Below are 13212 nucleotides of genomic sequence, written 5' to 3' on the forward strand. Positions count from 1 at the left end.
CCCGTGTACGTCGGCTCACCCAGCCATTCTTGGGACGGCTTGGATCAGCCTTCGCGTGTAAGCATGTTCAGGGTTGGAAATGACGGCGCTCGCTGCGCCGGATTCGACCACGCGCCCGTGCGCGAGAACGATGACCTTGTCGCAGAGATAGTCGATCACGCCGATGTCGTGGCTGATGAACAGGATCGTCAGGCCGAGCCTGTCGCGGATGTCGAGCAGAAGATTGAGGATCTGCATCTGCACGGACACGTCGAGCGCCGACACCGCTTCGTCTGCGATCAGCAGTCGCGGGTCGGTAATCAGCGCACGAGCGATGCCGATGCGCTGTCTCTGTCCACCGCTGAACTGGAATGGATAGCGTGATCCGGCTTCGCCTGGCAGCCCGACCAGCTGCAGCATCTCGCGGACGCGCTCCGCCAGTACCCGTTTGTTTCGCTCGCCTGCGATACGCAGCCCTTCACTGATCACGTCCGCGACGGTCATTCGCGGATTGAGAGACGAGTATGGATCCTGAAACACCATCTGGATCTGACGGGAGGCGGCAGGCAGCGAAATACCCGCAGCGACGTCCACCAAGGGCCGGTCCTCCGAGGCCAGGCGCCCGCCACTCGCCTGCTCGAGTCCGACGATGATCCGCGCGAGGGTTGATTTTCCGCAGCCGGATTCCCCGACGATGCCCAGGATCTCGCCCCGCGGGACCTCGAAAGAGACGTCGGTCAGAGCCGTCACGCCGGGTTTGCTGCTGAACAGGCCGCCGCGCCCTGCATAGGTCTTGCTGAGACCCTCGGCACGCAGCACCGGATGGTCGAGGGTCATTGTGGATAAAGGCATCTGGCCGCCTGCGCAGTCTTGGTTGTCCGCAACGCAATCTCGCCGCGGCGGCAATCGTCCTGGACGCGAGGGCAACGCGGAGCGAAGCGGCAGCCCTCGAACCAGTTGGCCACCCCCGGCACTTGGCCCTCGATGCCGGCCTGGCGCCGCCCGCCTTCGCGCCGACGCGGGATGCAATCGACGAGCGCGCGCGAATAGGGATGTGTCGGATGGTCGATCAACTGGTCCGCGGGGCCGCTCTCCATCAGAACGCCGCCATAGAGCACGCCGATGCGATCCGCGTAACGACGCACCAGAGAAAGATCATGGGAGATGAACAGGATCGAGAGCGCATGCTGATCGCGCAGGCGCAACAATAGCTGCATGATCTCCTGCTGGATCGTAACGTCGAGCGCCGTTGTCGGCTCGTCCGCGATGAGCAGGGCGGGATTGTTAGCCAGCGCTATGGCGATCATCGCGCGCTGACGCATGCCGCCGCTGAGCTCATGGGGATACATGGAGCGCACGCTCTTCGGATCTGCGAACTGGACGCTCGCAAGCAGGTCAAGGACCCGCTCGCTGCGCTCGCGTCTGCTGCCTCCGCCCGCGACGGCGAGGGCCTCGGCGATCTGCCGCTCGACCGTCATCAACGGGTTGAGCGAGGTCATCGGCTCCTGGAAGATCATGCTGACCACACGACCGCGCATCGTCTGGACCTGTGCCGAAGGCGCCGACACGAGGTCCACGCCATTCAGGGACAGCTTCCCCTCCATGCGCAGCATCGCCGGCGGAAACAGCCTCATGATCGAGCGTCCAAGCACAGTCTTGCCCGAGCCGCTTTCTCCGACGACGGCGTAGAAATCGCCCTTGCCAATCGTGAACGTCACGCCGTCGACGATCTTCAGATGTCCGCCCTGATGCGTTCGCAGAAACAGCGAGAGGTCCTCGGCCTGCAGCACCGGTGTTGACGTTGAACCGTTCATGCGTGGAGGGGGCGCTTGCATGGCATTTGTCACGACAGGTTTAGAGCGGACTTGGGATCGAGCTGATCGCGCAGCCAGTCTCCAAGCAGGTTGAGGCCAAGCACGGTGAAGAAGATGCCGAGGCCGGGCAGGACGGCCAACCACCATGCGCGCGTGATGTAGGAGCGGCCCTCCGCGAGCATGCCGCCCCAAGTCGGGACGTTCGGAGGCACGCCCAAACCCAGGAAGCTCAGGCTCGATTCCGCCAAGATTGCGGTGGCCATGGTGAAGGTGGCGATGATGATCGCGGAAGCGAGGAGGTTCGGCAGCACATGGTGACGCAGGATCCAGCAGGTGCCGCCGCCCATGATCTTTGCTGCCGAGATGTATTCCCGGGAGCGGAGCATGAGCGCCTGTGCGCGGGCGATCCGGCAATAGGGGATCCAGCGCTGGATCGTGAGCGCGATGATAACGTTGCCCAGGCTCGGCCCGAAGAACGCGAGGATCGCGATCGCCAGCAGGATTGGCGGAAACGCCCAGAACGTCTCGACGACCTTCTGGATGACCGCGTCGCGCGCACCGGCCAGATAGCCCGACAGCGCTCCGATCAGTACACCCACAACCCCCGACAGCAGGACGACCGAACCGGCGATCGCCAGGGAAATGCGCGCGCCAGAGGTCATCCGTGCCAACAGATCGCGGCCAAGATGGTCCGTCCCTAGATAATAGCCGCTCTCGATGCCGAATGGCGGCTCGAGCGCAAACATGAGGTTCTGCTCGTTGGGATCATGTCCAGCGACAAGGCCGCCCAGGAGTGCGAGCAGAACGATCGCCCCCAGGCAGATGGTGCCGATGACGAATTTGATCTCGAGAAAGCGCCAGGCCTGCATCGTCACGTCCTCGCGACGCGCAGCCGCGGATCCACGAGGACGTAGATCAGATCGACCAGTATGTTCATGAAGATGAAGATGAATGTGTAGGAGATGACGATACCCGTCGTCAGCGGAATGTCGCGGGCGGTCACCGCGGCATAGAGCAGCGAGCCCAGCCCCGGCCAAGAGAACACCACCTCGACCACGATGCTGCCGCTGATCAGCGTGCCAAGTTCCAGGCCGATGATCGTGACGATCGGCACCGTCGCGTTCGGCAGCAAATGCCGAGAGACCACCTCGCGGCGCTTCAACCCTTTGGCAACCGCGGTGAGCACGAACTCTTCCTGCCCGACATCGATGACGGCGGACCGCGAAATCCGCGCGATGATACCGATCATGCCGAAAGCCAGCGTGGCGGCCGGCAGCACGATGAACGACAGCGCCTGACGGAACAGGTCGAACTGCCCCTGAAGGAGACTGTCCAGCAGGATAAAGCCTGTCAGCTCCCGGATCGGCACGTCGAGTGGTATCCGGCCGCTGGACGGCAGGAGATTGAAGTGACCCGAGACCAGCAGAACAAGGAGAATACCGACCCAGAAGGATGGAGCGCTTACGCCGAGGACGGCCAAAAGCGAGCCCAAACCATCGAGCCAGCTGCCCTTTTTGAGCGCGGTCGCGACGCCGAGCGGCACCGCGATCACGGCAGCCAGCAGCAGGGCGGTGAGAGCCAGTTCGAGAGTGGCGGGCAGCCGTTGGCCGATCAGCTCGGCAACGGGCGCATGGTAGCGATAGGACGTGCCCATATCGAGGCGCGCGAGATTGCCCAGGAAGTAGAAGAATTGCACCAGGACCGGCTGGTCGAGCCCCCATTGTGCGCGCATGCGAGCAATATCCGCCTCGCTCGCATCCTCGGCGGCGAGGGTACTGGCTGCGTCACCGGGCGCGAGCCTGACGAGAGCGAAGATACCGAGTGCCACCAGGAGAACGACCGGTACGGCTCCCAGGACCCGCGTGGCGAGGGTTCGTAGCATGGCTAAAGGCTTCCTCCAGCTCGGCTGTCAGCCGACCGCTGCCACGGGCCGCATCCGATCATCGGCATGGGCCGCGCGAAGATAGGCGAGATCCGGCAAAGGCCTGGCGAGAACGGGCGAACGCGCGAGCACGGTCTCGATCGCCTCGGCGCAGCGCAGCAGATGGAGATCCGAGTTCCGGCGCCCGACGATCTGCAGGCCGAACGGCAGGCCACGGTCGTCCAGGCCGCAGGGGATCGAGATGCAGGGATGGTTGATCAGCGTGATGCCATAGGTCAGACCCACCCAGTCAAAGTAGTTGGCAATCGCCCTGCCCTCGATCGAGGCTGGATACATATCGTGCTTCGGCCACGGATAGGCGCCAACCGTCGGCGTGATCAGGAGGTCGTACTCCTCGAAGAACGCCTGCACGCGCTGATAGATACGGCTGTGCTCTATGAACGCCAGCGACGCATCCTCGAGGCTGAAGCGCGATGCGTGGTCGAGGTTCTGCTGGACCAGCGGCCCCCACTGCCGGGGCTTCTGCTTCTGCCGATCGGCGAACATGCCGATGTAATTCACGGCGCGCAGCACCTCGTAGACATGGCGGGTGTCGCCAAAATCCGGGTGTGCTTTGGCCGTGGACCGGAAGATCGAGGCGAACGCGGCTGTTCTTTCGTCGAACACGTTCCGCAGCCCAAGCTCGCAGAGGGCGAAGCCGAGATCCTGCGAGAAGGCGACCTTCAGTGTCGAAAGATCGATCGGGCGGTCATCTCGCAAGGCCAGCGGGGTCGCAAGGGCGTCGATGGAGGCCGATGTCGACATCGCATTCAGCATCAGCCGGACATCTGCCACGTTACGCGCCATCGGCCCCTGCACCGGCAGATGCGACAGGCCGATCAGGCGCTTCTCCGAAGCCACGATGCCCGCCGTCGGGCGGAAGCCGACCACGCCGCAATATGACGCCGGGATGCGCAAGCTGCCCGCATTGTCCGAGCCGTGTGCGAGCGGCATCATTCCCAATGAAAGGGCGATACCGGAGCCGCCCGAGGAGCCGCCGCACGTCAGCGCTACATCGAAGGGGTTCGCACTGACCCCGTAGACCGGGTTGAAAGTGTTACCGCCCGCTCCCCATTCCGGCGTGTTGGTCTTCGCGAAAACAATGCCGCCCTGGCGGCGGAGATTGGAGACCAGATGCTCGTCCGCGGCCGGAACATTCTCCTCATAGAGCTTCGAACCGTAGGTCGTGCGCAGCCCGGCCGTATCGTTGAGGTCTTTCACGCCAATCGGCAAGCCGTGCAGCGGTGCCAGTGCCTCCCCCGACAGAACTGCCTTCTCGGCTGTTTTCGCCGCTTCTGTCGCACCTTCGACATCAAGAGCGACGACGCCGTTCACGGCGCCGTTCGCCTCCTCGATGCGGGACAGACAGGAGTCGAGCAGCTCCACGGGAGAAAGTTGCTTCGCGCCGATTAGAAAGCGCGCCTCGGACGCGGTCAGATCACAGGGCTGGGTCACGAAACATTCCTCGGATGGGCAGTATCACCGCTGTCAAACGGTATACCATCATACGAATACGACTTTAGGGGCGTTCTAGTGTCAAGGCGCCGGGGCGACCCTGCTGGCTGCGCCCCGCAAAAACTGCTCTTAAATTAGGCAAATAGAGCATTGAACTTTTCCAAAAGCCCGTGGCGGGCAGCCTCTAGGCAGCGAAATTTTGCTTCGACCACGAAGCGGTCGCATTGTGAGAACCGAGTAAACGTTTGGAGAAGCAAGCTTCTCTCTAACATCGCAATCACTCGCGCGTATCTGGCTATTATTTAGGCAAACCGTTGAGATTGACCTGAAAGACGGAATCGATCTGGCTCCGTCGGCAGCGCTGCCCTACGCCGAACTATCGGATACGGGCGACGCTTTCCTGGTCCTCGAACGGAAACCCGAATGGCAGCAAGGCTGCTTTTGTTTTGGACCTACCAACCACGATGGTCCAAGAACCGGGCAGGTTGCCTTGAGGCGACTCCGAACGGAGAATGACCATGCCACTGATCCGGATTGAGCCTGTCGAGGACGCCGCTTCCGGCCGGTTCGCGATCGAGATCTACTATCCTGCAGACGCTGAACGGCCCCTGGTCACGACGGCACCGCGCTACAAGAGCGCCGCCGCCGCCGAGCAGGACACGATCGCCATTCTGGCGTCCACGGCGAACAATCCGGCCCCCGAAGAGCCTGCCAACAGACGCTGATATCGCGACGCTCACACCGTCAGACGACGCGGCCGAGCGCGCCGTGGCGAAGCTGTGATGGCGGCAACGGCACGATCTGCATTCGCTGCAGGTCGACGAGGCTGCCGGCTCCGGCAAGCGCCAGAGTCCGGTCGATCTCGTCACTCAGGATCGCGAGGACCCTGGTGGCGCCGGCTTGGCCGGCAGCGGCCAGCCGAAAAGGGTCGATCGCCCGAGCAGGACCGCATCGGCGCCCAGGGCTACGGCTTTGACAATGTCCGAGCCACGCCGGAACCCTCCATCGACGAGGACGCGGCCCCGTCCGCCGATTGCAGCGACGATGTCCGGAAGTGCGTCTATGGTCGCAGGGGCACCATCGAGCTGCCGGCCGCCGTGGTTCGAAACCACCGCCCCGCCTGCCCCGGCCTCAAGCGCGCGGACGGCATCGGCCGAGGCCAGGATGCCCTTGACCAAGAGCGGCCCCTGCCAAGTCCTCTTCAGCCGTTCGATATCGTCCCAGGCGAAGGACGGGTTACGCTGCGAGCGGGTGAAGTCCGCGATTTGAGACGCGGACGCGCCCAGCGACACCCCTCGCGGCCAGGGTCTCCGATGGCGGCGGCATAACAAAGGTCGAAACCCAACCGCCGCGCGACAACGCCTCAAGGGCTGCCGCCGCGACGACAAGAAGGCCCAGGCTGGCCCAACTCCCGCTGAGCCTCATGCGAGGAACCGCCCCACATTGGCAGTGAACGCCTTGATCTGGTCCGGGGTCAGCGGCTTCGACAGACGCTTATCCTTCACCGCCTGAGCGATGCCCAGTTCGATGTTCCCGATCGGCGCCAGCGCCAGCGCCGCCCTTAGGATAGTTGGTCGCGGGCCTGCCGCGCCGTCGCGATATCGACACGGTTCAGCTCGGCGAACCTACTGCGCGTTTGCCGAGACCCATCCCAAGGCCGCGACCATCAAGGCAAGCATCCACCTTCCGCCCCTGGTGTCATCCTCCTCACTCGCTTTGTTATAATAATTACTTAGGAAACTAATTTAAGATTGCGCAACTTTCAGCCCGCATTCATGATGGGGCAACGAAGGGCTCACCGTAACCTCGCGCGCTGCGAGTGCGGATGCCCTCAAAAGACGTCGAAGGGAGAAGCAATGGCGGTCCGGGCAGGACAAAAGGCAGGTCTGGTGTTCTTCGAGAGCTGGGTCGATCCGATCGCCGAAGACATCCTGGGTGGAAGAGACGACGTCGACCTGCGGAAACTGAGCTACTCGAGTGTAGAGGCAGACAACTGGGACGTGATGTCCAGAGCACATGGCTATCAGGTCCAGGCTCGAACGGAGTTGCGCGAGCCTTGGTTCCCCGATGAAGCACTGATCGCCCGTTGCCCGAACCTGCTCGCGGCGAGTTCAACAGGCGCCGGCTACGACTATATCGACGTCGAGGCCTGCACCGCCGCCGGGATTCTGGTCTGCAACCAGGGCGGCACCAATACGGAGGCCGTAGCCGAACATGCGCTGGGCTTGATGCTGTCGCTGTCGAAGCGCATCGGCCTCGCAGACAAGGTGCTGCGTCGGCGCGGAGCGTTGGTCGACCGTTACGCTCTGCAAGGCAACGACATTCGTGGCAAGACGGTGGGCATCGTCGGGCTCGGCGCCATCGGCGGGCGGCTGGCCGAACTCTGCCATGGGCTTTTCGGGATGACGGTGCTGGCCTACGATCCTTATCTCAATGACGCGGAAATCGTACGGCGGCACGGCAGCAGCGTAAGCTTGGTGGACCTGTTGCAGCGCTCGGACTTCGTCTCGGTGCACTGCCCGCGATCCAAGGAGACACTGGGCATGTTCGGAGAGGCTCAGTTCGCCGCGATGAAGCCGAACGCCTATTTCATCAATACCGCGCGCGGCGGCATCCACGACGAATCGGCGCTCGAGACAGCGCTTCGCGAACGCCGCATCGCCGGAGCAGGCATCGATGTCTTCCTCAAGGAGCCGCCACTGCCAGACCATCCGCTGCTGTCCTTCGACAACGTGATCGCCACGCCGCACACCGCCGGCATTACACAGGAAGCGCTGGAGCAGATGTCAGCCTCCGCTGCGGACCAATGGATCGAACTTTTAAACGGCCGAGCGCCGCCGCGAGTGATCAACCCTCAGGCGTGGCCTGCGTTCAGTCGGCGCTTCGCATCAATGTTCGGGTTCGAGCCCGAGCCCCTGCCCTACGCCTGAGCGGCCCCACCGTCCCCGCCAGGCGTCGCGGGCTGGTTAAAGCCCGGTTTGCGGTCTGGAAGACAAGCCGAAAATGTCTTCCAGTTCACGCCCTCGAACTTGAATAGTGGAGCCCCGGGCCAGTGAGACGGGCGTCCTCGAACCGTCGCAAGGAGGCGAAATCCGCATGTGTGACAACGCAACCGCCGTCACTGTTCCGGATGGGGCCGCGCCGGGAACGCCGCCGGCGCGGGAACTCATAAACGAACTCGTCGCAGCCAATCACATCCTGTTCGACCAGGGCGTAGTGGACGCGTTCGGCCATGTGAGCGTGCGCCACGACAAGCAGCCGGATCGGTTCTTGCTGGCGCGCAATATGGCGCCGGGGCGTGTGACGGCGGAGGACATCGTGGAGTTCGATCTCTCGGGCCAGCCCGTGGACGCGAACGGCCGCGGCGTCTACCTGGAGCGGTTCATTCACAGCGAGATCTATCGCGCGAGGCCCGACGTCCAATCCATCGTTCACAGCCACTCCCATTCGATCGTTCCGCTAAGCGTCGTGAAGGGAACCAGGCTAAGGGCGCTCTTCCATATGGCCGGCTTCATCGGAAAGGAAGCGCCTGTCTTCGAGATCCGGGCGACAGGCGGTGACGCGACCGACCTGCTGATCAGCAGCCCCGAACTCGGGCGTGCGCTAGCCGAGCATTTCCGCAACAGCGACATCGTCCTGATGCGAGGCCATGGATCGACCGTCGCCGGACCGACCGTGAAGAACGCAGTCTACCGGGCCGTCTACGCAGAGATCAATGCCCGGTATCAGCTGCAGGCCACCCAACTGGGCGAAGTGACGTACCTGACCGAGGACGAATGCCGGGCCTGCGTTGACCGGGTCGAGGGCCAGGTCCAGCGACCGTGGGATCTTTGGCTCGAGCAGACTCGCCAGAGGCGGTCCGGGGGACGGGCCTGACGGCCAAGGGAAGTTGCGAGGCGCCCCAATGCAGTTTCACTTGAACGGCTTCCTGCCCGGCGATCCTGCCATTCTACCGGTTCCGGCAACCCAAGCTCCGAGCGGGTCGCCGGACGTCGATGTGCTGATCGTCGGCTGCGGACCGGCTGGCCTCACTCTCGCGGCCCAACTATCCGCCTTTCCTGACATCCGCGTCCGGATCGTAGAGCGGAAGCCGGGCCCTCTTCGAATCGGCCAGGCCGACGGCGTAGCCTGCCGAACCATGGAAATGTTTCAGGCCTTCGGCTTCGCCGAACGGGCCGCGAAAGAAGGCTATTGGGTCAACGAGACCACGTTCTGGAAGCCCGACGCCGCCGATCCCCGGCGCATCACGCGGCATAGCCGCATCCAAGATACCGAGGACGGGCTTTCCGAGTTCCCGCACGTCATCCTCAATCAGGCGCGGGTACATGATTTCCTGCTGGAGACCATGCGCAACTCTGCGAGCAGGCTGGAGCCGGACTACGCGGTGGAGTTCATCGGGCTCGACGATACGACCGAGGCTGAAAGCCACCCCGTCACGGTTCGACTGAAGCAGCTCGGACCGGCTGGCTCGGAGCGAGAGGAGGTCATCAAAGCGCGTTACGTGGTCGGATGCGACGGGGCGCGAAGCGCCGTTCGCAAGACGATCGGACTCGAGCTGCGCGGTGACTCGGCCAACAGCGCCTGGGGCGTAATGGACGTACTCGCCGTCACCGATTTCCCAGACATCCGCATGAAGGCCGCGATCCAATCGGCCAGCCAGGGCAGCATGCTCGTGATACCGCGGGAGGGCGGCTATCTGGTGCGGTTCTATGTCGAGCTCGACAAGCTGGCGAAAGACGAGCGCGTCGCTTCGCGGTCGCTGGAGGTCGAGGACCTTGTCGCTGCCGCGAACCGAATCGCGCACCCCTACCGGATCGATGCCCAGGAAGTGGCATGGTGGTCGGTCTACGAGATCGGCCAGCGCCTGTGCGACCGGTTTGACGACGGCTGCGAGGACGCCGGACGGCCTCCGCGCGTCTTCATCGCCGGCGATGCCTGCCACACGCATAGTCCGAAGGCCGGGCAAGGCATGAACGTCTCGATGGCGGATGCCTTCAATCTGGGGTGGAAGCTGGCAGCCGTCCTAAGAGGCAGAAGCCCTGCGCAGCTCCTGCTCACCTATTCCGCGGAACGCCGGAAGCTCGCCCAGGAACTGATCGACTTCGACCGGGAGTTCGCGGCAATGTTCAGCGCTCGTCCAGCCCGCCCGGGACCCGACGCCCAACGAGCCCGGGATCCAGCCGAGTTCCAACGCTATTTCGTCAGGCAGGGGCGCTTCACCGCCGGGACCGCCGTGCGCTACGAGCCATCCACGATCTGCGCCGACGGTACGTGTCAGGGGTTGGCATCGGGCTACCCGATCGGCATGCGGTTTCATTCCGCGCCGGTAGTCCGGCTCGCGGATGCCAAGCCCCTGGAACTCTCGCATCGCATCACGGCCGATGGGCGCTGGCGCATTGTCGCCTTCGCTGGAGCCGGCGATCCGTTCGACGGCGGTTCGGGCCTGTCGGAGCTCGTCGGCTTTCTCGACCTCGACCCGGCCTCCCCGGTGCGGCGCTACACGCCGCTCGGGGATGCGGACGCCGTGATCGAGGTTATCGCAGTGCTGCAGCAGGCCCATCGCGAAGTCGATCTGGCGCGCATTCCGCCTTTCCTCCAGCCGGCCAAAGGCCGATACGGCTTGAAGGACTACGAGAAGGTGCACTGCGCGGACCGGCGCCCGGGCAGCGATATCTTCGACCTGCGCCAAATCGACCGCGAGCAGGGTTGCATGGTCGTCGTGCGGCCGGACCAGTATGTCGCCGACGTGCTGCCGCTCACCGGGGTAGAACGCCTGTCGGGCTTCTTCGAGCGTGTCCTGCGCGAGCCAGCGCGGGGTTAAGGCGGCGTGTCTCAGCGACCATGCTCTCGCGGCGGCAGGTGGGCTGCTCAGGCGACAACAAGCAATACGCCGACGGTGGCTGCCACCGCCGCTGCAATCGTGGTCCGGCCGGGCGCGCGTTCCGTCCGAAGCACGACCGTCGCAATCACCATCGAGACGAAAACCTCGAGCGACTGGATCGCCCCGACAGTCGAGATGGCGGTGTGCTGGATCGCATAAAAGTTGCAGATCTGGCCGATGGAGAAACAGAGGGCGGCCACCACCGCCCAGTTGTTCTTCAGGGACAGGTCAGCGAACGTCGCCGTTCTTGCGCGGGCATTGAAGGAGACGGCGAATGCGTAATAGGCCACGGCCGCCATGGAGCCGACAAAGGTGCCGAGCGCGCCATCAGGCACATAGCCGAGGCCCAACTTGCGAGCCACATAGGCCGAGGCATAGCACAGTGCCGATGCAGTGCCCCATGCGTAGCCGATCGACGCCACCGAATCCGCCTCGCTGCCGCTGCGACAAGCCAAGTCGACCGCAACCAGAACCACGATGCTGACGGCGATCAGTGCCAGGCCGAGAACCTTATTGGAGTTCAGCGTCTCACCCAGAAAAAGGATCCCGAAGACTGCCGCGAAGAAAGGGATGGCACGCTTCACGGCCGATCCGCGCACTGCACCCAGATCGCGCACCGACATGAAGTACAGGATGCGCGCCAGCGCCGTGGCGAGCAGGCCGGAGACGGCGAACCAGGCAAGCCCGATCATCAGGCCCGGCGTGTCCGGCAAGCTGCCGGCCGGGGTTCCCGCCACCGCCCAGACAAGGCCCGACAGCAGCGTCGTGAACACCACCGAAAGCACGGCGCCGCCATCGCCCTTTCCGTAGAGCTTCGCCTTTGCGATCGAGACCCCGCCATAAGCGAAGGCCAGGACAGAGAGAATCGCGAAGGTCTCGCCCAGCCTGCCCGCAAACCAAGCCATGCCTATTTCCCTATCCGCACGCGACGTGGAACAACGGGTTGTCCTCAACCGCGAGCAGAGGCCGTGCTTTGGCTGCCGAGCCGAACCTCTCGTCCGGTGGCGGCCGATTCGAGGATCGCGAGGCAGGCTGCCAGCGTCGCCATACCCCATTCGCCGGAGTGCAGCAGCGGGACGCCGAACCTGACCGCGGCATGCAGCTCGTCGACCACCTCCGCGCGCGGCACAGCTGGCGCCGGCAATGGATCGAGCCATTCGCGATCATTGGCATAGACACGGACCCCATCCGCCATGGGGCGCAGGTCGGCCTCGTCACAGGAGACCAGGAAATGGCCGAAGTGATTATGAGCGGCGGGTGCCGTCCGGCCCGCGACGGTCGCGGGCGTACCATAGGCGCGCTTCTCCTTGAGCGCGGCTTCCTCCTCCGGCGTCGAGACCGGCGCGAGGGCCCGACGCGCGGCGCCGTACTGCGATGGATCGCGAAGATGCCCGAGCTCGCCGAACCAGCCGAGTTGCTCATCGGTGTCGTACCGACCATACCCGCTATATGTCAGCGTCGCGCTGGCTCCGTTCTCGAACAGCAGGAAGGCCTGATAGGCGCCTTCCGTCGGCCGGGCGGGGTCGAGGCGCGCGGTGACCGCCCGCAGCGACTCGATCTCCGCCCCGGCGAGAAGGCGGACGACATCGAGCTGGTGCGCCGCCTGGCTGAAGACGACGCCGCCGCCTCGGGCCGTGTCCAGTTCCTCGGGCCGCCGCGGCCGGTACAGGAAATCCGTATAGTTGCTTCCAACGATCAGGCGCGGGCGGCCGAAACGGCCCGATCGGATCAGCTCAGCGGTGCGCAGATAAGGCAGATCAAAGGAATGGCTATGGCCGACGGCCAAGTGGACACCGGCCTCGGCAGCCACATCGATCATGGCGCGACAGTCTTCCAGCCGAAGCGCCATCGGCTTCTCGACCAGGATGTGCTTGCCGGCCGCAGCGGCGCTACGGACATGGGCGACATGGAACTGGTGAGGGGAGGCCACATACACGGCCTCGACCGCTTCGTCTGCCAGCAAACCGTCGAGAGTGTCATAGGCCTTCGCGGCAAACCCGCTAGACGAGAATTCCTCGACGAACCGCGACCGCGCCTCCGGACGCGGATCGGTCGCAGCCACCAGTCGAACGAGGGGATGCTGTGCGAATGTCGGCAGCATCAGCATGAAGGCGCGGCCGAGTCCGACCACTCCCAGTCGCAAAGGTTCGCTCACCGCTGCC

Annotated in this window: 11 protein-coding genes and 1 pseudogene; 4 read left to right on the forward strand and 8 right to left on the reverse strand. The window is 64.2% G+C overall.

Annotation, left to right across the window (positions count from 1 at the left end; genetic code table 11):
• Nucleotides 1-15: 15 nt before the first annotated feature.
• From ACFPN9_RS29785 to ACFPN9_RS29805, 5 genes are read right to left on the reverse strand one after another with little or no spacing between them, the layout of a single operon-like run.
• Complete coding sequence (locus ACFPN9_RS29785; protein ID WP_377818133.1) at nucleotides 16-816, reverse strand: ATP-binding cassette domain-containing protein; 801 nt, start codon at nucleotides 814-816, stop codon at nucleotides 16-18.
• Nucleotides 813-1793 (reverse strand): ABC transporter ATP-binding protein, encoded by a 981-nt coding sequence (locus ACFPN9_RS29790; protein WP_377818134.1) that lies wholly within the window; start codon nucleotides 1791-1793, stop codon nucleotides 813-815. Before ACFPN9_RS29790 ends, ACFPN9_RS29785 begins: the two co-directional genes overlap by 4 nt.
• Nucleotides 1794-1822: 29 nt before the next feature.
• On the reverse strand, nucleotides 1823-2662 hold the full coding sequence (locus ACFPN9_RS29795; protein ID WP_377818135.1) for an ABC transporter permease: 840 nt from the start codon (nucleotides 2660-2662) through the stop codon (nucleotides 1823-1825).
• Nucleotides 2663-2664: 2 nt separating this feature from the next.
• Nucleotides 2665-3675: an ABC transporter permease gene (locus tag ACFPN9_RS29800; protein WP_377818136.1), complete on the reverse strand. Its 1011-nt coding sequence runs from the start codon at nucleotides 3673-3675 to the stop codon at nucleotides 2665-2667.
• 27 nt (nucleotides 3676-3702) lie between these two features.
• A complete protein-coding gene (locus ACFPN9_RS29805) occupies nucleotides 3703-5169 on the reverse strand; it encodes an amidase (RefSeq protein ID WP_377818137.1) in 1467 nt (488 codons plus the stop codon).
• Nucleotides 5170-5687: 518 nt separating this feature from the next.
• Between ACFPN9_RS29805 and ACFPN9_RS29810 the strand changes: the two genes are divergently transcribed.
• Nucleotides 5688-5894, forward strand: coding sequence for a hypothetical protein (locus ACFPN9_RS29810; RefSeq protein WP_377818138.1), 207 nt, complete (start codon nucleotides 5688-5690; stop codon nucleotides 5892-5894).
• 19 nt (nucleotides 5895-5913) lie between these two features.
• Here the strand turns inward: ACFPN9_RS29810 and ACFPN9_RS29815 are convergent.
• Nucleotides 5914-6461 (reverse strand): annotated as a pseudogene (locus ACFPN9_RS29815) (alpha-hydroxy acid oxidase).
• A gap of 564 nt (nucleotides 6462-7025) precedes the next feature.
• On the opposite strand from ACFPN9_RS29815, the gene ACFPN9_RS29820 reads away from it, so the two are divergent.
• From ACFPN9_RS29820 to ACFPN9_RS29830, 3 genes are all read left to right on the forward strand, one after another.
• Entirely contained in the window at nucleotides 7026-8099 is a 1074-nt protein-coding gene (locus tag ACFPN9_RS29820) for a hydroxyacid dehydrogenase (RefSeq protein ID WP_377818139.1), read from the forward strand.
• A gap of 166 nt (nucleotides 8100-8265) precedes the next feature.
• Nucleotides 8266-9045, forward strand: a complete 780-nt coding sequence (locus tag ACFPN9_RS29825) for a class II aldolase/adducin family protein (protein ID WP_377818140.1) — start codon at nucleotides 8266-8268, stop codon at nucleotides 9043-9045.
• 28 nt (nucleotides 9046-9073) lie between these two features.
• The gene (locus ACFPN9_RS29830; RefSeq protein ID WP_377818141.1) at nucleotides 9074-10990 is read left to right on the forward strand and encodes an FAD-binding monooxygenase; all 1917 of its coding nucleotides are present in this window, start codon (nucleotides 9074-9076) and stop codon (nucleotides 10988-10990) included.
• Nucleotides 10991-11037: 47 nt separating this feature from the next.
• On the opposite strand, the gene ACFPN9_RS29835 is transcribed toward ACFPN9_RS29830, so the two are convergent.
• On the reverse strand, nucleotides 11038-11955 hold the full coding sequence (locus ACFPN9_RS29835; RefSeq protein ID WP_377818142.1) for an EamA family transporter: 918 nt from the start codon (nucleotides 11953-11955) through the stop codon (nucleotides 11038-11040).
• Between the two features lie 44 nt (nucleotides 11956-11999).
• Nucleotides 12000-13205 carry a Gfo/Idh/MocA family oxidoreductase gene (locus ACFPN9_RS29840; protein WP_377818143.1) on the reverse strand — a complete coding sequence of 402 codons (1206 nt, stop codon included), beginning with the start codon at nucleotides 13203-13205 and terminating at the stop codon, nucleotides 12000-12002.
• Between the last annotated feature and the right edge of the window lie 7 nt (nucleotides 13206-13212).

This window comes from Allobosea massiliensis (genome assembly GCF_042655245.1).
Lineage (GTDB): Bacteria > Pseudomonadota > Alphaproteobacteria > Rhizobiales > Beijerinckiaceae > Allobosea > Allobosea massiliensis.